This is a genomic window from Rathayibacter sp. AY1D1, assembly GCF_002932635.1.
GTDB lineage: Bacteria > Actinomycetota > Actinomycetes > Actinomycetales > Microbacteriaceae > Rathayibacter.
Genome location: NZ_PSVY01000043.1, coordinates 1 through 17,872 on the forward strand (window position 1 = coordinate 1; position 17,872 = coordinate 17,872).

A 17,872-nucleotide genomic window follows, 5' to 3' on the forward strand; every position below is an offset into this window, starting at 1 on the left:
CACGTCCCCGGAGGCGCGGGCCTCATCGATCAGGACGGCGGCGGCGGGGTCGTAGGCGATCCGGATCACCTCGCACAGCTCCTGAGCACCGAGCGGCCGTGCAGCGCCGGCCCCTGTCGCGGCAAGGCTCGTCGTCAGGCCAGGCAGGCGGGCGGCGAGGTCGGCGGCGACCTCCTTCGCGTTGCGGCGCTTCCCGCCGATGCGGGAGAGAGAGGAGAAGGTGATCGCGACGTAGGCGCGGATCGTGGCCGACCCGACCGGGTAGCTGCTCACGACCTCCGAGAGCATCGCTCGAGCGAACTCCGGCGCATCCGGGTCCATCGACCCCTCGACTTCCGAGCGCAGGCGCGTGCCGGTGTCGGGGGCCGTCTCGACGGTGACGGAGGCTGCCTCGATGCCGGGCTCGTCTCCGAGGTTGGAGAGCCAGATGCCGTACTCCGCGACCTGGTTGTTGACCTGCTCCTGATCCACCAGCGCGGCGCCGTCCGGCTCGGTAGCGATCACGACGGTGTAGTGCTTGGTGGAGGGGACGTGCACGAGAGCGAATCGGCGCCCGTGCGAGTCCTCGTGCTCGGAGAGCTGCGACGCCGCCGCGAGTCCGGGGAGCTGGAACGTGCCCCATTTCGCCCGACCCGCGGGACCTGAACGATAGACGTTCGCTCCCTTGGCCTTCGTCCGCATCCAGTTCACGCGATTCACCGTCCTTCCGAGGGCGCTCTGCCCGTGCTTGTCCTTCACTGAAACCGTCAGCAAGATCCCGCCGAAGATCGCGGCGACGACGAGCGCGGCCCCGAGGCCGGAGAACATCGACGCGATGATCGAGGAGAGGATGCCGACGAACAGCACGCCCGTGGCGAGCTGTCCGAGGCCGCCGAGTCCCGCAGTCTGCGGGCGACGCCAGTTGCCGTACGTCCGCGGCGCCTCAGCGCTGCGCATAGGGGTTGTCGTGCTCATCAGTTCCCGCTTCCGTTGCCGCCAGTGGCGTCGTCCGTGGCGGCCTTGACCGCCCCTGCTGCGTGCTTCGCGCCTTCGGCGGCCTTCCCTGCCACCGCAAGGCCGACACCGATCGGACCTCCTGCCGCGGCTGCGGCACCACCGCCTACCGCCGCACCGCCCGCTGCCGCGCCACCGCCGGCCGCAGCTCCGCCAGCTGCGCCGCCGCCTGCGCCGGAGGCGGCCGGAGTCGCAGCGGGTGACCCCTTGCTGCCGGCGGAGGCGCTGCTGCCGGACGGTGCGGAGCCGAAGCCACCGCCGCCGGGCGTTCCTCCGCCCCCGCCGCTGTCGCCTCCGCTGCGCGAGCGGATCGCTCCGCTGGCAATCTCCGCCGCTCCACCGGCCGCGGCCGCACCGAGCAGGAGGCCTGCACCGCCACCCCCGCCGCCCACCGAGGCGACAGCGGGGACGAGGAAGCGCATCAGGGCGGGCAGTGCGACGAGTGCGATGAGCATCAGCGCGAGGCCGGTGACGATCTGGAACAGCCCGGTGCCGTCCGACTTGAACAGGTCAGTACCGGTCATCCGGAAGGCGATCGCGTAGACGATCGCCGCGGCCGGCTTGTAGAGGATGAATGCGAGGGTCCAGGCGAGGGTCTTCTTGAACCACTGCTGCCCGGTCTCCGTGTTGGTCGCGGCCGCGGCGATCGGGAAGATGCCGGCGAGGACGACCAGCATCGCGCCGCGGAACACCATCAGCGCGACTTGGACGTACGTCATCAGCACGGCGAGGATCCCAAGGAGGAAGAGGCCGATCAGGCCGATGGGAGCGGTCGCGGTAAGAGAGATCATCGCGAAGACGTTGGTGCCGAAGCAGTTGCTCTCACCGTTGGTGACGTCGCAGTCGGTGGAGTTGTTGAGGATCCAGACCGAGAACGCGTCCCCAGCCTGCGTGGCGAGGCGGATCACGACGAGTCCCGCTCCGGCGACGGCGATCAGCGTCAGCACCGACCGGGCGAGGGTGCGCAGCTCGCCTGCACGTTGCGTCCACACCATGCGGCCGGCGGCGACAAGGACCGAGAGGATCGCGAGCCCGCCGGCGTACCACTCGAGCTGCCCTTGCACCCAGCCGACGGTGCTCGAGGACTCGTTCAGGTGCAGCGCCAAGGGCAGGAACCCTGTCACAAGTGCGGAGGCGGAGGAGAGCAGGAAGACGGCGAAGATGATGACGCCGATGCGTCCCATGTGCGCTTCGCCGTCGCCGTGGCGGCGACGGATGCTCATCATGACGCCGGCGATGATCAGCGACATGACCGCGAGGCCCGCCGCGACCCACGTCACGTAGCCGAGGATCGTCTCGAACGCCTCCGGCAGGGGCGGTGTGCCGCCGCCGTTAACGCCGCCTCCCCGGTCGACAACGGTCACCGGGGAGGGAACGTTCACCCAGAGGGTGCCGAGCGAGACGACCGCTTTGCCGAAGCCCTCCAGGATGTTGTTGACGAACTGCTGCAGAGCGTCGTTCGACGCCTGCGAGACGACGTTGCCGATGCCTTCTCCGGTCCAGCAGAGAACGTCGACGACGGAGCACGGCTCTTTGTCGGGGACTGGGGTCATGTGGTGCCGCTCCAAGGGAGGTAGCCGCCGAGGCTCTGCAGAGCGACCGGGCGGAAGGTGGGGAGTCCGTCATCGGTGAGCACGAACTTCCAGTCGCCCTCGGACCAGCTGAGGGCGTAGGGGAAGCTGATGAGACGTCCGTCGGAGATCTGGAAGGCGATGTCGATGGTGGCGTTCTGGCCGTCGTAGGCGAGGACTTTCACGCCGGCGATCTGGGAGCTCAGGCCGGTGTTGCTCTGAGTGGTCTCCCGGGCCAGCGCGGCGTCTCGACCGGGGCCGGGGACGGTGAGGCGTTCGGTGACGAGGTCGCTCAGACGGCCGTCCGTTCCCATCGCCCAGAGATTCGCGACGGCGAAGGCTGCGCCTTCCACGGTGTGCGCGTAGCAGCTGCGGACTCCGTCGGCGTCGACGACGCCAGGCCCTGCATCGTCCGAGGAGGGCGCTGCCATGGTGCCGACGATGGTCCACTCCGCGTCGGGTGCAGCAGCGAGGTTGCCGCTCTCGTCGAGTCCAGGGAGGCCGCAGATGCTCGCAGCATCGGCGTCGAGCTCTGAGGCCTGGGAGGTGGGCGTTGCAGTGGTGGCGGGCGTGGCGGTGCCCTGCTCGCCACCACTGTCCAGGGACGTGACGGCGAGCAGGATCGCGGCCAGGACAAGAATTCCGAAGACGATTGCTCCGAAGATGAATCCTCGACTGGTGAACGGGTTGCGGGACTGCGTGTCGCTCATGACGTCGTGCCTCTCGTTGGTGATGCCGGTCGGTGTCCTCGTGCGCTAGCTGCCCATGAGGAAGCCGACGATCGTGAACGCGGCGGAGACGATGATGACGCCGACGAGGAGTCGGCCGAGCCAGCCGCCGATCTCTCCGCCCTCGCCGCGGCGGGCGGAGACGGTCATGGTGACGCCGAGGATGATCAGGCCGACGACGGCGACGCCGAGGCCGACCCACTTGGCCCAGCCCATAACGGTGGTGAAGGCCTCGAATCCGGGCGGCATGCCCCCGGGGCCCGGGTCGGGGACGACGGCCCCGAAGCTGCCGGCGGCTGTGATCAGGTCGGAGGTGAGGGCGAGTACAGACATGGTGTGCTCCGTTTCGTGTGGTGGTGGTGCGGGGTGTTCGGCGCCGCCGGTTGGGGCGCCGAAAAGGTCCGGCTATCCGGTGGTGAGGGGGCCGTCGGCGTAGGCGACGTCAAAGTGCAGGTGGTTCGGGGTGTCTGTGAACTGGGTGATGTGCTGGTAGCTGGTCGAGCGGCACTGGATCTGCCCGGCACGCGAGCCCGCCGGAACCTGTGGGTCCAGGACGGTGAGGAGCGTGAGCGCGTTCGCGTCGCAGCCGGTCGTGGCCGTGCCGTCGAAGGAGAAGAAATCGACCGCGTTCCCGCCGCCGTTCATCCAGTGAGAAGAGCCGGTGCCGGCGCCCAGGAGGGATCCGGTGCACTGGCGGTTGAGGTCGGAGACGCCCACCTTTCCGAACGTGTTTAGCGCGATGGTGATGATCTGGAGGATCCGCACGTCGATGCCGCAGTTCTCCTTCGCGGTTCCGGCGGCCATGTCGCGGATCTGCTGCGCATACCGGTCCTCGAGCAGTCGCAGGCGCCCCTCTTCCATCGCCGTCACGAGGCCGGCTGCGAGGGCCTGCGCGTCGCCAGATACGGCGACGCATCCACCGATCGGCGCAGCCGTCGCAGGTGCGGTGCTGGCCGGCGTAGACGAAACACCGACCGGTGCAGCGGTCGTCGCAGGTGCGGTCGTGCTGCTGCCGAGGCCGTTGAGGTAGGTCATGATCCCCACGGCGTCAGCGCGGTACTTCTTGTAGTGGTTCGGGTCGGCGTTGCGCTGGACCTTGTTGATCGCGATCGAGGGCTCCATCGACTGCCAACCCTCGACCGCGACGAGGCGGTCGTAGAAGAAGCCCGCCGAGGTCGTCGGGTCCATTCGCTGCTCAACGGTGCCCCAGCTCGACTGCTGCTGGAACAGTCCGATCGAGTCGGCAACTGACCCGTCCGGGTTGATCGCACCGTCCCCGTAGCCGATGTTCACCAGGGATGACTCCCCGATCGCCGTCTGCACGCCCAGTGTCTGCCCGTCCGCGCCGAGCCCCTTCGCCGCTCCTGCGTTCACGATCAGTGCTGCATTCACGAGCTGGTCGTGCCCGTAGGCCCCGACCTTCGCGTCCGCAGGGACAGCGGACACGCTGACCGGTCCCCCGCCCGGCAGGCACGCCGCGGCAGCGGAGCCGCCGAAGAACAGCACCCACAACAGCATCGCGACCGCCACGACGGGCACCATGACCGCTGCAAGCACCCCCAGTCCCCCCTTCTGCATCCCGTTACTCCGAGGTGAGAGGGGTGATCTGCTCGACGGCCCAGGGAGTGCTCTCCGTGGTGCGGTGGACGTACACGGAGTACTCCCCCGCGTCGGTGGGGACGAGGATGCGCATCGTGAACGCGCCGTCACCGTCGCGGACGGTCGCAGCGCCCGCGAGGCTCGTGCAGGGCACGTTTGCCGGGTCGACCGTCTCGTAGGCTAATGCTGCCCGCTGGCTCAAAAACGGGTAGAGCTCGCTGATCCAGGTGTCGTAACCGACCGTTGGACGGCAGAACGCCACCGCCGCTTCCGTCGCAATCGCGACGGCTCTGCTCAGCGGAGACGGTTCTGGGGACGGCTCCGCATCGACCGGCTGTACGTCCTCGGGAGTCGGCGTCGGCGATAAGAGTCGGATGCTGGGGAGTGGTGAGGCGGTCGTCGGTAGCTCGTTCTCATGAGACGCCTCACTCGGCGAGGTCGACGAGCAGCCGCTCACGAGGAGGGAGGCGACGAGGGCGAACAGGACGGTTGAGTACCGAGACGAAGAAGCAGGCACACGATAAAACTACCGATTTCGGTAGCTATTGCAACCCGATTCGGTTACCGAAATGGGCTTATATCATCTTTGGTACATTCCAGGGGTGGCTAGACGACCGGCGCCGGGACCGACCGACTTTTCGCGACGCGTGGTCCGCGCGGTCGAGACGCTCCGCGATCGTGCACGGCTGACCAACACCGAACTCATCCGTGCTGCAGGCATCTCGGCGAACTACTTCTACATCCGTCTGCGCGGCGAAGCGCCGTTCACCACCAACGACATCGAGAAGCTCGCTGGAGCCTTCGGGGTCGAACCGTACGAAGTGCTGCAGCTCGCGTCTTCTCCGAACCCCGAAGACGGTGGCGGAGAGCTCACTGCTGAGCGCATCGACGGCAGGGAGTTCGCTCGACGACTCCGATTCCTCGCCGAAGGGCCGACGAGTGCGGATGCTCAGATCTTCACTCTCGACACCCTCGTTCAGTCCATCCGCGGTCGTGACATCAGCTTCGAGCCGAAGGACTGGGATGAGCTGCTTGAGCTGGAGGGCTCCACGCGGCTGCCGGTCGATCTGCTCGTCGGTCTCAGCGAGTTCTTCGGCGTCAGCTACGAGTACCTGACTGCAAGGCGTGAAGACGAAGCCAGCGAGCTCATCGAAGCGGAGATCCGCTTCCACCGGGCGCTATTGGCTACCGGAGCCACCTCCATCAGTGCTCGAGCGCTGGGGGGCATGAACGCGAAGCAGCTCGCCGCCGTGACCAAGGCGATTCTGTCGATCGAGCGAACTCCGAAGGAGGGCACTACCGAATGAGCACCACCCAGAGCAACGAAGCCCTGTGGTTCGAACACGCCGACGTCGCCGCACGCACGACGCAGACGTTCGAGGAGAACCGGTTCCAGGACGATCAGACCTTGGATGCCCTCCTCAAGCATGTCTCTGACCTGCACGGCAAACCGATCCACGTCGATGCCATCGACGACGATGACTGGCAGACGCTCACAGCTCTCTGGGTCGATTTTCCCGACGAGGCCCAGATTCTCTACCGCTCGACCGATACCCAGCTCTACCAGATGCACTGCATCCTGCACGAACTCGCTCATATCGCCCTCCGCCACCCCGGCTGCAACGTCCTTGGGGACGACTCTTCCGTCGCCTCCTACCGGGGGACGAACGGAGTCGTGCGCGGCCGGCTCCTAGAAGCAGGCGGCTTGGAGGACCTCGAGAACGTTGATGGGGACCGGCGCATCCTCGAAGGCGAAGCAGAGCACCTCGCCCATCTTCTTTCCCGCTCACTCCTGCGTCCTCGTTTCCGGGAGGACGAGGAGGTCTTCGGGTAGATGCAGGCTCTAGCCCTGATCGCTCTTGTGGTCCTCGCCGTCGTCTTCGTCGCCCGGATCCCCGCTGCTGTCTCCCAGCCCTCGAGCCGGTTGTCCTGGCTCGCGAGCGGAGTCGGCTCCCTCGCGCTCCTCACCCGAGTCCACCCCGGATTGGACCGGTTTCTCGGTGGCGAGAACTACATCAACCTCGCCCAGAACGTCCTGGCGACCACCGCGTTCTGGTTGGTCATGAGAGCAGCCCTCCTTCAGTCCCGCAGCACCCCGCGATTCTGGACGAGGAAGCTCATCCTTGCCGCCATGCTCGTGTCCTTCGTCGTGCCGTTCCTGTTCATCACCGACAAGGAACCCACCTCGAAAACTTTCATCACCGAGCACATCTCCCAGACAGGTACCTGGCTTTACGCCAGTATCTACATGACGGCGATCCTCGCCATCTCGACGATGCTCCTGCTTGGTCTCCGTCGCAGAAAAGCGCGCTCCTACGGCTTCTTCGTCGCAGGCAGCAGCCTCGTCATCCTCGCCTGCATCGACGAGATCATCGTCTTGTCCCTCGACCACTTCGAGGTCACCGACCTCGGTTTCCGCGTCCTCCTGCGGAACGCGTTCGACTTCCTGTTTTACTGCGGCGTGATCCTCATCGTCACCGGAATCGCCTCATTCACTCTGCAGAAGGCCATGCGCGAGGCGCGACTCAGTCGGCATGCACGGCGACTTCGCCGCCTCGCCGGCAGACTCGCGGTGATGCCGGCTACGAACGGGTCAAGTCGCGCTCGAGACGAATCATCGATCGCGGTCGTGTACGACCTGGTCATCGCGCTTCGCGACTTCGAGAACGCTCACCGCGGCCGTCTGACACCAGCCGACGCTCGTCACGTCGCAGCGGCGGAGGCCATCGTGATGGAACAGCTCCCCTCCCCCGCGACCACAAGAGCTTGGACTCGATGAGCGCCCGGCAAGTCGGCGTGAGAGCTGTCGCAGGAGTAGCGGGAGCCGCTGTGACTGCCCTCTCCCTGCTGGCAGGCGTCGGTGTCGTCCTGGGGCGGCGAGTCGTGATGCCCGGGCGCAAGAGGACGGTGCAGGTCCTCTCGGCGACCCCGGACAGCCTCACCCTCCACGCCACGCCCGAAACCCTTCACGACGGCGAGTACGGCTTCTGGTTCGACTCCGATCGGGGCCACGCGCTCGTCGGCCGGATCCTGTATCACGACGCGATCGAGCGGACCGTTCGCCGCGAGGTTCTTCAAGTCACCGGCGGCGATCTCTCTACCGCTCACGAAGGCCGATGGACCGGGCACGTCTTCGCGCGTCCTGAGGACATCGACCCGCGCGTGCGCGAGATCCACGTCGACGCGCCAACAGGCCCATGTCCGGCGTGGCTCTTCCCGTCGACCGGCGGCGAGGGCGAAAAAACCTGGGCGATCCACGTGCACGGCATCCGCACCACTCGCATCACCGCGCTGCGCTCAGTCCCGGCAGCACGCAAGCTCGGCTACACGTCGCTCGTTCCTTCGTTCCGAGGTGACGGAGATGGGCCACCAACGAAGAACAGGGCGTCGACTCTCGGTCAAACCGAATGGGATGACGTCGATGCTGCGATCAGCTACGCCGTGGAGCACGGAGCGCACAGCATCGTTCTGTTCGGCTGGTCCCTCGGTGGCGGCATCGCACTTCAACTCACCGAGCGGTCTCAACACCGCCAACTCATCACAGCCCTCGTCCTCATCGCGCCCGCCACCGACTGGCGGCAGGTCATTCGGGCTGGAGCGCGCCGCGCTCATCTGCCATCGGTGGTGGGTGCGCTTGGGACGTTCGCGCTCTCCACTCGCCCCCTCAGCACCCTCGTAGGACTTCCCGGGCCCATCGATTTCGATGCCCTGGACTGGACCCGAGGACCAAGACTCACCGTTCCGACCCTCCTCATCCACTCAGACGGAGATCGGGAGGTGCCTGCCTCGTTGTCACGGGCTTTCGTGAGCGTGAACGTCGAACGGAGCGCGCTAGCCCTGCTCCCGCCCGCTGCGCATGCCTGGGAGTACAACGTCGCGCCGGACGCATTCGACGCCTCGGTTCGCGAGTGGCTGCAGAGTCCTGGCTGACCCTATGGACGGTGTACCTGAATCGGTACGAGAGTGGCGCCTATTTTGGTAGGGTGCCGACATGGTTGTTCGACGGGAGTCTCATGCCTCGGCGGGTGGGGGCCGTCACGGCGTGACCTGGGCTGACGCCCCTGTCCCTCGGCAGCAATCGCGCTTAATCCCGGGGTTGATCCGCCCTACGCGCGGCGTGGCGCGCACAATCCCGGGGTTAGATCACCACTCTGGACGCATGGCTCCGATCAAGCAGAAGCGACGCGCGCGCAACGGCGCCGTCACCGTGCCCGTCGAGTTTCAGATGCCTCACGTGCTGAAGGACGACGTCGACGGCGCCGCCAAGGCCTCAGGCGTCTCCCGCTCGCTGTACTTCGAGCTTCTGGCAGATCAGCTCCGCGACTCCACCGGGCGCCTGCCCGTGCTGGCACCGACGTTCGATATCGACCAGGAGGCGCACATCTCCGCCGCTTAAACGAAGGAGGCCCGCCGAAGCGGGCCTCACCAAGTTTCGTAGCTCGTACCCCGACACCGACCAAAGCAACGGGTCCGAGCTAATCAAGTCACCACCCTCACGGGAGGCTTCTCTATGCCCGAAAGATTACACGACGGGCTGAGAGATTCAATGATGGATCTTTCGGCGCGCCGTAGCAGCTCGTCGACGCTCGGCGGCGACGCATGGTCCCTGACGCGTCGGCTGAGCCCGCGCGGCACTGTCCGGACGATGCGCCGCGACGCCTACGGGCGCTTGGACGAGAACGCGTATCCCACGGCGTTCCTGATCTCTCCAGTCGCCCCGAGCACTCCCTGGGCCGTCTACCTTGCGGACGACGCGGGAGCGTTCCGGCTGCTCTGCTTCGACTTCGACGGCAAGGACTCCCACGGCGTCGACGCGGACCTCATGGAGCAGGCCGCGGACGACTGCGACGCTCTCTCCGCCGTTCTGGACGCGCACCAGGTCGCTCATCTCGTGTGCCAGTCCTCCGGGACTGGCGGCCGGCACCTGTGGATCGCACTCGCCGAGGGTGCTCCGGCCGAGCTGGTGGCTCGGCTGGCGATTGCCGCTCGCGCGAACTTCCGCACGCTGGATCACGGGATGCTCTGCAACCCCCGCACCGGCGCCGCTCGACCTCCCCTGTCCCCGCACCGCGACGGCAGCTTCTCGAGCGTTCTCCGCGGCCGCGCAGAGGAGCTGCTGGACGCGACCGTCACCGCGGCCGCCATCGAGGCCGTGACCGCTGCGCTGCAAGCCTCCCGCCCGCCACGCGCCATCGACGCTGCTCCCCCGGCCGCCCCGACCACCACGCATCGGGCGCACCGCCAGCTCAGCGCTGCCGGCGCCGGGCATATGGCGGCCGCGGGCGGAGGTGCGAACCCGTCGTGGACGGCGTTCATGTGTCTGCTTTCCGCGGCGCACGCCGGCTGGTCCTTGACTGACGTCGAGCACGCCGCTCGGACCGCTCCCGGGATGGAGCACTTCCGGACCAAGAACACCGGCCGCGGCCACCGCCGCCCGCGCTCGCGCGACGAAGCGGCCGAGCGCCTGACGCGGCAGTGGCAGAAGGCACTCCAGTACGCGGCCCTGCACGCCGTTCTCCCGTCCGAGCGCGAGCCGCGCGACCTGGTGGAGCTGGAGAGCATCGTCGGCTCAGTCAGCGCCCTCCTCGAGCGGTTCCGGGTGAGCCCGGGCCGGTGGGGCAGGAGCGAGCGGGCGACGTCGGAGAAGACGATCCTCACCGCCCTGGCCTACCTCACCCTGCACACCGGCAAGCGCACCGTCGCCGCGTCCATCCGCGACCTCGCCCTCCTCGCGGGCCTGGGACGCACCACCGCGGCCAGCGCCCTGCGGACGCTGCGCGAGGACGGCTACGTGCAGCTCGCCGTCCGCGCGGACGGCTCGAACGCCAGCGAATGGCGACTGTCCGAGCACCTTTCCACAGGTTTCCTGCAAGGTCCGGCCACAACCACTAATAACCCCCGCCCCCCCGGGCCGATCTTCACCGAACGAACCATGCTCCTCACCATGCTCGAAGCCGACCTCACCGACACCCGGCACGACCTCTTCACCCGCGCCGGCCTGGGACACCTAGCAGGAAAGGCCTACGCTCTGCTGCGTCGCGAAGGGACCCTCGCCCTCGGCGCCGCCGCCACGTTGCTCGGAGTCACCACCCGCACCGCTGCCACCGCACTCTCCCGCCTGCGCAGACACCGGCTGGTCATTAGGCACACGACGGGGTGGACCCGCGCCAAGCGTGACCTCCGCACTGCCGCAGCTCGAACTCTCGGTGTCGACGGAGCCCTCGCAGGTCGAGCCCACCGCTACGACGTCGAGCGCGAGGTCTGGGCCTGGTGGCAAGCCGAGCTGACCCACCGCTCCTCCTCCCCCCGGCAACGCCCTCGACGCCGACACGTCACGAGCCGACCCCTGTTCGAGGACACCACTCCCGGTGAGCGCGTCTGGCCGCTCTACCCCCGCGACGCCGCCGGCCGCGGCGATCACCGAGAAGCGCTGCACTGGGGACGCACCGGCATGCTCGCCCCCGGATCGCTCTGGTGGTCCTCCACCGCTGCCTAGCCCCCGACGCTGACCCTCGAGGTCGACGCGGATCCCCGACGAGCTCGACGCGCCCGAGACGGCTCCGCCGAACGTGCGAACGACTGGCGCACACGAGCGCTGTCGGACCCTCCGACCTACACTCGACTTCCATCGAACATATGTTCGAACGGGTTGGGAGGTACCGAGATGACTGTGACGATCGTGGAGCGGATCTCGACTCCGGCTCTGGACGCCGTGGCGATCGCGTTCCTCGTCGCCGGCGATGCGGTAGCGGCCGGGTTCCCCTCCCCCGCGCAGGACTACTTCGACGGCTCCCTCGACCTCAATGACCACCTGATCCGCGACAAGACCTCCACCTTCATCGTCCGCGTGTCCGGGGAGAGCATGATCGGCGCCGGCATCAGCGACGGCGACGAACTGGTGGTCGACCGCTCCCTCTCCCCCAAGCACGGCAACGTCGTCGTCGCGATCCTCGACGGCGAACTCACCGTCAAGCGCCTCGAACTCTCCCCCGGCGGCGTGATCCTGCGAGCTGAGAACTCCGAGTACCCGCCGATCCTCGTCCCCGAGCTCAGCGACCTCCAGGTGTGGGGCGTCGTGACCGTCTGCCTGCACCACCTCCACCGTGCGCTCTGAGCAGCGCATCGACCTGGTAGACGTCAACAGCTTCTACGTCTCCTGCGAGCGACTGTTCGACCCGAAGCTGCACGGCCGGCCCGGGATCCGCAAGGGACCCGTCTGGGCGATGAAGCGTGGCGCGCGCTCCCCACGCTTCACAACCCACTGGGGCGAACTGGCGACGGCGTTCGCGCACTGACCGCAGCTGCCGGCGCGTGGAAACCTAAACCATTGCGGTGTAAGTCCGAAGTTCGGAAGGTTCAGAATTACAAAGTCTGTAACTGTGTTCACACGCTGCAGCGCCATTGTCTGTAAGTTTCAGAATCACAAACTCTGTAAGTCACTTTGCAAGGGGGAGCCCAATGGCGCCAGCGGAGACGGAAGAGGCCGTGGCTACAGACTTACAGACTTTGTAGTTCTGTAGGGCCAGGCTTACCTGTCGGCCGAAGCTGCTGGTAGCGGCAGGGGGGAGTTCCGCGTGCCACCTGGGCCTGGTGGAACGAATCAGCTCAAGCGTCAGAGGAGACCTGCTGCGTGAGCATCCGTCGATGTGTCAGCCCTGCTCGGAGGGCGACCAGGTGCAACTTGGGTCGTCGGGGTAGCGGTCGACCACGTACTTCGTAAGTTACAGACTTCCGGAGTTGGTGATCTGAAGCCGAACTTTGGTAGTCTGTAATTACGGAAGTGAGAGGAACATTCATGCGCATTGTGTCCCTGGCAAATCAGAAGGGCGGGGTCGGGAAGACGACGAGTCTGATGAACCTTGCGGCCGTCGCCGCCAAGAACGCGCGAGTGCTCGTGGTCGACGTCGACCCCCAACAGTCGACCACCATGTGGGCGGCTCGGGCGGGGGAGCGGCTGCCCTTCGACTTCGCGGAGAACACCGACCCCAACACGCTCACACGCCTGCGGGAGCTGCCGTACGACGTGGTCTTCGTAGATACACCAGGAAACCTGACCGATACGGCGATCCTCGGTGCCGTTCTCGATGTCTCCGACTTCGCGATCGTGCCGATGGTTCCGGAAGCGCTTGCTGTCGATCCGACGCGCAACACGATCAGCAAGCTCATCGAGCCGCGAGATGTTCCGTACCGAGTCCTGCTCGGCAAGGTGGACATGCGTGTACCGAACCTCCTCGAAGACTGGGTCAATCTTGTGGATGTAAGCCTCAAGCTCCCTCGCTTCAAGCAGCACATCCGACAGTACAAATCGATCAGCGATTCGCCGCTCACCGGAGACGTTGTGACCCAGTACCCCGACACCAGGCAAACCGCCAATGCGATCTACGACTACAACGCAGTCGCCCTGGAGCTCACCTCCATTTGGGCGCACTCGACCACGAGGAGCTCCTAATGGCCCGCCAGGACCTCAGCGCAATGCTGTCTACGCCGTCTCAGGCGGATCTGTCTCTCACTCCCCCCGAAGCATCCCCAGAGGTGGTGAAGCCTCTTCGGCCGTCGAAGTCGCCGGGAGTGGAAGACGACGCCTCTGCAACTCGACAGGACCCGGCTGAGGGAGCCGGCTACCGGTCCTTCGCCAGGAAAGAAGCGAAGATCCGAGACGATCAGTACACCGCGCTGACTGCGCACGCGCGTCGACTCACGCGAACCAGGCCCGCCGGGACCGAGCGAATCACGGAAAACACCCTCATCCGAGTAGCGATCGATCTTCTTCTCGAGAGAAGCGATCAGATCGCGGGCGGGTCGGAGGCCGAGATTCGGAAGTCTGTTGGTCTGTAAGTAACAGACTTGGGGGAGACGTCCACGGCCGCCATCCTTGAGCACGCCCTCCGCTCGGGTATTTTCACTGACCGTGACGGTCCTTCGATAGAATGATCTATAGGAGGTGGTTGCTATGTCGATCGCTCAGAGGCCCGATGGGGACACCGTTCGCCGGCTGCGCAGCCGTCAGGTCGTGACGAGAGTGTCGTACCTGCGGGAGCTGCGCCGTGCCGCGCAGGACACCACGCAGAGGCAGCTCGCGCATCTGATCGGTATCTCTCAGCCCTCCGTGAACAGTGCCTTGAAGTCGGCGGCCGCCGTGCCGGACGTGCGCCCCGGCTTCTCCGGCGCCACCACCTATGAAATCGCCCAGCGCTACGATGCCGGCGAGCTCACGCGCGAGCAGACCATCGATGAGCTCGGCCGCTGGTCCTATCGACCCGGCTCGCCCAGCGACGGCTTCGACTGGACGACCGCGGATGCGGGGGAGTTCGAGGACGTCGGGCGCGCGTTCAGCGAGCACCTGATCGACGCGGAGATGTACGACGAGATCCTGACCCGCTACAGCGAGCAAGGTCGGTGACGGGCGAGGACTCGTCAGCGATCGCCGCGCACCGCGAGACGGTGCGCGAGTGGGCTCGGGCCGGTGGCCCGCTGAGCCCTGCCAGCGATCGGGCGACGGTCAATAACCGCGACTGGTTCGTCCGCGAACCTGACGGCGTGGATCGGCCGCGCGCCGCGCGGCGGCAGTTGCACGACCGCCTGGTCGCCGCCTACCGCGACGAGTTCCCCGACGTCCGCGCGGAGCGAAAGGCGATCATCCTTGCTGGCCCGCCCGGGGCCGGGAAGTCGACCGTGCTCGCGGACGTGCTCGGCGCCGACCGCGGCGCGTGGCTCACCGTGGACGCGGACGAGTTCAAGCGCCCTGCTCACCGAGGCGATCAAGGACGGCAGCTACGACCGCGCGATCATGCCGCCCGAGGTCCGCGCCGCTGAGGCGGCGGGGGAGCGGTTCTTCCCGCTCGAGCTGGCCTCCCTCGTGCACGAGGAGTCCTCGCAGCTCGCGATCCGCGTCCCGCAACGAAGCGGTGCGGGACGGGCTGAACGTCGTGATCGACACCGTGCTCTCCTCGCCTGAGAAGGCCGTCGAGCTGGGGCAGCCACTCGGGTCCGTCGGCTACAGCGTCGAGGTCATCGACGTGGAGGTCCCGTTCGAGCTGTCGGAGTCGCGCATCGCCGGCCGCTGGCAGCAGTCCTACGAACGCGCCCTCGACGGCGCCGACGAGCTCGGTGGCCGATGGGTGCCCAGCGAGTACGCCCGCGGCGTCTACGCCGGCCCCGGCGGCCGCTCCCTCCCCGAGGTCGCCGCCGAGCAGCTGGCCGACACCGGACTGACCGTTATGCGCTACCGGCGCTACAGCACCTCCGCCGAAGGGCAGCCGCGCACGCTCGACGTCGATAAGTCGCGCACCGCGTTCGGAGAACCCCTAATCGACACGGCCCTCGCACAAGCACGAGCGACCGTCACCCGCAGCTTCCCCACCACGACGCCGACGCAGGCGCCGGACCGCGGCGACCGAAGCCGTTAGACCCACTGCCGGCGGCGCCCGTCAGCAGCTTGCGCTCTTCCTCTACCCGTTCCGGGGGTCGCTAGATGCGGTACCGGCGAAATCGGGGGAGAGAGGCTAGGCAGGCTTGCCCGAGAAGTACCGCCAGGAGATGTGGACGGTCAGGACGAACGAGGCACCCGTCGCGCTCACTTCTGCGGGAGTCGACTCCGTGATCGTTCCCTCGTAGGACTGGCGATTAAACCCCTCAGACAACGGGAGGCCGCTGACCTGGAGGCGGGAGGCGGCTACGAGTGTCCAACGCACGGTCGCCGCTCCCTGAGCACCTCCCCCGGGGAGGTTGCGCCCGCCGCCGCCGGTGAGTTCGCCGCCCTGCATTAGGTCGACCCCGACGAGGGAGTCAACGACCGTTCCTCCCGGGCCGAACATGTCGTTGGTGGCGAGGAACTCATCCACGGCAGCGGCTGCCGCCTGCTGGTCGGTGTCGTTCAGAGCGAACACGATTCCGCCGCCGAAGAGACAGACGGTCGAGAGCTCAGACGCCGATCCGAAGAGCTGGTTCCCTCCTCCCTCTGAGAAGCACCAGTCCTCTGTCGCGCGCGCCACCTCGCGCACACCCGGCGTGATGCTCACTGCCATCGCCTCATCGAACAGCGGACGGGTATCCACTCGCGCTGCGGAGACGACTGACGAGGTCGGTGAAGGGCCGGGGACGTCACCGACGCATCCCGAGAGCAGTGCCACAACGGCCGAGAGTGAGACCAGGCCCGAGAACCGGCGTCGATCCGTGCGACGGAGGGCGCGTCGCGGAGGCATGCGCCCACCGTAGGGCGCTGCTGATCGTTCTTCCGCTACCCGTTCCGGGGGCCGCTAGATGCGGCACCGGCGATGCCGGGGAAGGGAGGCCGCTGCGCGGCCCATTACCCTGCGTTTTCTTCACCTCTCCGCGGTTTCAACCTATTTCGCTCCAGCGGCTGCGTGCCACCGATCCCGGACGCGCCCTGCGGGCTTATTTCGCCCGTGATCGGCGTCACTCCGCCGCCTCCACTCAAACGGTCTTCCCCGCCGGAGAGGCAAAGAAAAACGATCAGCCAGAGGGAGACACACCATGAGCCAGCAGCGCGGCACCCGTACCGAGGTCATCAAGAGCGAGTACCACGGCCCCGGGGCGGAGGGCATCAGCCGGACCGCTCGTCAGGTGGTCATCGTCGGCGCCGGCGGCAACGACCCGGTGACCGAGCAGACGCCCGCCGTGCGCCTGGTCACCCGCAGCGGTGGTCGCGCGGTGGCCGGGGTGACGTTGCAGCACTTCGAGCCCGTCGCGCCGCTGCCCGCGGATCGCATCGGCTACATGGCCTCCGGGGCCTACGTCGTCGTGCCGGTCGCGGTCGCCCGAGCGCTCGACCTGTACCCCGCCGCCTACTCGCTGCACGACCGCAGCGAGACGCCCGCCGACTACCTCGCCAACGACTGATCACCGACCCGAGAAGGAGAACCGACATGCTCACCATCACCCACACCCCCGAGGCCGGAACGATCATCGAGGGCACCAGCCGCGGAGACGGCACCGCCGAGATCCTGAAGGCGTCCGGCTGGCGCTGGGGCCGCTCCATCGGCGCCTGGTACGTCCCGCAGTCCCGCGACCGCCTCCCGAAGTGGTGGACCATCAACCGTGCCGCGACCGCGCTGCGCGAGGCCGGCCACGAGGTCACGATCGACGCTGACGAGACGTTCCGGCCCACTGCCGAGGTCGAGGCGGACAAGACCGAGCGCCAGGCCGCCCGCGTCGACGCGCTCGACGCGAAGGCCGACCGGCGCGCCGCGGACGCGAACACCGCCGACGCGGCCGCGCGCCGCGCGCTCGACCGGCTCCCCGAGGGAGGCGAGCCGATCAAGATCGGCCACCACTCCGAGAACCGGCACCGCAACGCGATCGCCAAGGCGGATGCCGCGATGGGCCGCAGCGTCGAGGCCGACCGCGAAGCCACCCGCGCCCGTGCCCGCGCCGACGTCGCAGCCAAGACCACCGATCACCGCTACGCGCCCGGAATGGTCGCCCGCCGCATCGACCGGATCGCAACCGACATTCGCGGGTACAGCCGGAAGATCGAGGGCAGCTCGCACAACTTCGGCGGCGGGTACATCGAGACGACCAGCCCCGCGACCGGTGCCTACCGGGAGCGGCTGCTGACCCAGCGGGCGCAGCTCGAGGACGAGCACGACTACTGGACCGCGGTCCGCGAGGCGCAGGCCGCGGCCGGACAGGTCACGATCCACAGCCGCGAGACGATCGCCAAGGGCGACATGATCAAGCACCGGTTCGGCTGGCACGTTGTGACCCGCGTGAACCCCAAGAGCGTGACCGTCGCGCTCGACTGGAACGACGGAACCCGCCCCTACAAAGTCGCCTACGCCGACGTGCAGGGACACCACGCCGCCGCTGAGGTCGAGGCAGCCCGAGCCGCCGCCACCGAGACGGCCGCCGCGAGCTGAACGGGCGAGGGCTACCTACCTATATAGGTAGGTAGCCCGTGAGGGGCGGGCCCCTCACGCTCCCCGGGGATCCCGTTCCGGGAGGCGCGAGCTGCGCTCGTGC

22 protein-coding genes are annotated in these 17,872 nt (G+C 67.5%); 15 read left to right on the forward strand and 7 right to left on the reverse strand.

What is annotated here, in order from left to right:
* From C5C56_RS16355 to C5C56_RS18070, 6 genes are all read right to left on the reverse strand, one after another.
* The coding region (locus C5C56_RS16355; protein ID WP_374954280.1) for an SCO6880 family protein at positions 1-954 on the reverse strand (954 nt) is incomplete at its 3' end.
* Complete coding sequence (locus tag C5C56_RS16360) at positions 954-2,546, reverse strand: hypothetical protein (protein ID WP_104297866.1); 1,593 nt, start codon at positions 2,544-2,546, stop codon at positions 954-956. The genes C5C56_RS16355 and C5C56_RS16360, both read right to left, overlap by 1 nt.
* Positions 2,543-3,274, reverse strand: a complete 732-nt coding sequence (locus C5C56_RS16365; protein WP_104281108.1) for a hypothetical protein — start codon at positions 3,272-3,274, stop codon at positions 2,543-2,545. Before C5C56_RS16365 ends, C5C56_RS16360 begins: the two co-directional genes overlap by 4 nt.
* 45 nt (positions 3,275-3,319) lie before the next feature.
* Positions 3,320-3,625: a hypothetical protein gene (locus C5C56_RS16370; RefSeq protein ID WP_056045694.1), complete on the reverse strand. Its 306-nt coding sequence runs from the start codon at positions 3,623-3,625 to the stop codon at positions 3,320-3,322.
* A 72-nt stretch (positions 3,626-3,697) separates the two neighbouring features.
* Positions 3,698-4,870: a hypothetical protein gene (locus C5C56_RS16375; RefSeq protein WP_104281107.1), complete on the reverse strand. Its 1,173-nt coding sequence runs from the start codon at positions 4,868-4,870 to the stop codon at positions 3,698-3,700.
* A 4-nt stretch (positions 4,871-4,874) separates the two neighbouring features.
* Positions 4,875-5,045 (reverse strand): hypothetical protein, encoded by a 171-nt coding sequence (locus C5C56_RS18070; RefSeq protein WP_181069243.1) that lies wholly within the window; start codon positions 5,043-5,045, stop codon positions 4,875-4,877.
* A gap of 448 nt (positions 5,046-5,493) precedes the next feature.
* On the opposite strand from C5C56_RS18070, the gene C5C56_RS16385 reads away from it, so the two are divergent.
* The 13 genes from C5C56_RS16385 (at position 5,494) to C5C56_RS18420 (ending at position 15,297) form a co-directional block, all read left to right on the forward strand.
* Positions 5,494-6,198 carry a helix-turn-helix transcriptional regulator gene (locus C5C56_RS16385; protein WP_146082460.1) on the forward strand — a complete coding sequence of 235 codons (705 nt, stop codon included), beginning with the start codon at positions 5,494-5,496 and terminating at the stop codon, positions 6,196-6,198.
* The gene (locus C5C56_RS16390) at positions 6,195-6,725 is read left to right on the forward strand and encodes a hypothetical protein (RefSeq protein WP_104281105.1); all 531 of its coding nucleotides are present in this window, start codon (positions 6,195-6,197) and stop codon (positions 6,723-6,725) included. Before C5C56_RS16385 ends, C5C56_RS16390 begins: the two co-directional genes overlap by 4 nt.
* Before the next feature lie 27 nt (positions 6,726-6,752).
* Positions 6,753-7,670, forward strand: a complete 918-nt coding sequence (locus C5C56_RS16395; RefSeq protein WP_146084918.1) for a hypothetical protein — start codon at positions 6,753-6,755, stop codon at positions 7,668-7,670.
* Between the two features lie 50 nt (positions 7,671-7,720).
* A complete protein-coding gene (locus C5C56_RS16400; protein WP_181069245.1) occupies positions 7,721-8,821 on the forward strand; it encodes a S9 family peptidase in 1,101 nt (366 codons plus the stop codon).
* 229 nt (positions 8,822-9,050) lie between these two features.
* Positions 9,051-9,287 carry a hypothetical protein gene (locus tag C5C56_RS16405; RefSeq protein ID WP_056045669.1) on the forward strand — a complete coding sequence of 79 codons (237 nt, stop codon included), beginning with the start codon at positions 9,051-9,053 and terminating at the stop codon, positions 9,285-9,287.
* A gap of 249 nt (positions 9,288-9,536) precedes the next feature.
* Positions 9,537-11,387, forward strand: coding sequence for a hypothetical protein (locus C5C56_RS16410; protein ID WP_146086522.1), 1,851 nt, complete (start codon positions 9,537-9,539; stop codon positions 11,385-11,387).
* 168 nt (positions 11,388-11,555) lie between these two features.
* A complete protein-coding gene (locus C5C56_RS16415) occupies positions 11,556-12,005 on the forward strand; it encodes a LexA family transcriptional regulator (RefSeq protein ID WP_104281101.1) in 450 nt (149 codons plus the stop codon).
* On the forward strand, positions 11,995-12,186 hold the full coding sequence (locus C5C56_RS18410) for a DUF4113 domain-containing protein (protein WP_258065701.1): 192 nt from the start codon (positions 11,995-11,997) through the stop codon (positions 12,184-12,186). Before C5C56_RS16415 ends, C5C56_RS18410 begins: the two co-directional genes overlap by 11 nt.
* A 500-nt stretch (positions 12,187-12,686) precedes the next feature.
* A complete protein-coding gene (locus C5C56_RS16425) occupies positions 12,687-13,340 on the forward strand; it encodes a ParA family protein (protein ID WP_056045660.1) in 654 nt (217 codons plus the stop codon).
* A complete protein-coding gene (locus tag C5C56_RS18200; protein ID WP_219813913.1) occupies positions 13,340-13,726 on the forward strand; it encodes a hypothetical protein in 387 nt (128 codons plus the stop codon). Before C5C56_RS16425 ends, C5C56_RS18200 begins: the two co-directional genes overlap by 1 nt.
* Positions 13,727-13,841: 115 nt before the next feature.
* The gene (locus C5C56_RS16435; RefSeq protein WP_104281100.1) at positions 13,842-14,291 is read left to right on the forward strand and encodes a hypothetical protein; all 450 of its coding nucleotides are present in this window, start codon (positions 13,842-13,844) and stop codon (positions 14,289-14,291) included.
* The gene (locus C5C56_RS18415; protein ID WP_258065702.1) at positions 14,288-14,704 is read left to right on the forward strand and encodes a zeta toxin family protein; all 417 of its coding nucleotides are present in this window, start codon (positions 14,288-14,290) and stop codon (positions 14,702-14,704) included. Before C5C56_RS16435 ends, C5C56_RS18415 begins: the two co-directional genes overlap by 4 nt.
* Positions 14,705-14,796: 92 nt before the next feature.
* Entirely contained in the window at positions 14,797-15,297 is a 501-nt protein-coding gene (locus C5C56_RS18420; RefSeq protein ID WP_258065703.1) for a zeta toxin family protein, read from the forward strand.
* A 96-nt stretch (positions 15,298-15,393) separates the two neighbouring features.
* On the opposite strand, the gene C5C56_RS16445 is transcribed toward C5C56_RS18420, so the two are convergent.
* Entirely contained in the window at positions 15,394-15,915 is a 522-nt protein-coding gene (locus C5C56_RS16445) for a hypothetical protein (protein ID WP_104319951.1), read from the reverse strand.
* Between the two features lie 469 nt (positions 15,916-16,384).
* Here C5C56_RS16445 and C5C56_RS16450 point away from each other — a divergent pair, with 469 nt between their 5' ends.
* Both C5C56_RS16450 and C5C56_RS16455 read left to right on the forward strand, forming a co-directional pair.
* On the forward strand, positions 16,385-16,750 hold the full coding sequence (locus C5C56_RS16450; RefSeq protein ID WP_104319952.1) for a hypothetical protein: 366 nt from the start codon (positions 16,385-16,387) through the stop codon (positions 16,748-16,750).
* Positions 16,751-16,776: 26 nt separating this feature from the next.
* Positions 16,777-17,769, forward strand: coding sequence for a DUF3560 domain-containing protein (locus C5C56_RS16455; protein ID WP_104319953.1), 993 nt, complete (start codon positions 16,777-16,779; stop codon positions 17,767-17,769).
* Positions 17,770-17,872: the final 103 nt, after the last annotated feature.

Coding starts and splice junctions, on each gene's coding strand:
- C5C56_RS16410 (WP_146086522.1), top strand. CDS start 9,537: ATGCGCCGCGACGCCTACGGGCGCTTGGACGAGAACGCGTATCCCACG.
- C5C56_RS16425 (WP_056045660.1), top strand. CDS start 12,687: ATGCGCATTGTGTCCCTGGCAAATCAGAAGGGCGGGGTCGGGAAGACG.
- C5C56_RS16435 (WP_104281100.1), top strand. CDS start 13,842: ATGTCGATCGCTCAGAGGCCCGATGGGGACACCGTTCGCCGGCTGCGC.
- C5C56_RS16445 (WP_104319951.1), bottom strand. CDS start 15,915: ATGGCAGTGAGCATCACGCCGGGTGTGCGCGAGGTGGCGCGCGCGACA.
- C5C56_RS16415 (WP_104281101.1), top strand. CDS start 11,556: ATGACTGTGACGATCGTGGAGCGGATCTCGACTCCGGCTCTGGACGCC.
- C5C56_RS16450 (WP_104319952.1), top strand. CDS start 16,385: ATGAGCCAGCAGCGCGGCACCCGTACCGAGGTCATCAAGAGCGAGTAC.
- C5C56_RS16360 (WP_104297866.1), bottom strand. CDS start 2,546: ATGACCCCAGTCCCCGACAAAGAGCCGTGCTCCGTCGTCGACGTTCTC.
- C5C56_RS16375 (WP_104281107.1), bottom strand. CDS start 4,870: ATGCAGAAGGGGGGACTGGGGGTGCTTGCAGCGGTCATGGTGCCCGTC.
- C5C56_RS16370 (WP_056045694.1), bottom strand. CDS start 3,625: ATGTCTGTACTCGCCCTCACCTCCGACCTGATCACAGCCGCCGGCAGC.
- C5C56_RS16390 (WP_104281105.1), top strand. CDS start 6,195: ATGAGCACCACCCAGAGCAACGAAGCCCTGTGGTTCGAACACGCCGAC.
- C5C56_RS18200 (WP_219813913.1), top strand. CDS start 13,340: ATGGCCCGCCAGGACCTCAGCGCAATGCTGTCTACGCCGTCTCAGGCG.
- C5C56_RS16365 (WP_104281108.1), bottom strand. CDS start 3,274: ATGAGCGACACGCAGTCCCGCAACCCGTTCACCAGTCGAGGATTCATC.
- C5C56_RS16455 (WP_104319953.1), top strand. CDS start 16,777: ATGCTCACCATCACCCACACCCCCGAGGCCGGAACGATCATCGAGGGC.
- C5C56_RS16405 (WP_056045669.1), top strand. CDS start 9,051: ATGGCTCCGATCAAGCAGAAGCGACGCGCGCGCAACGGCGCCGTCACC.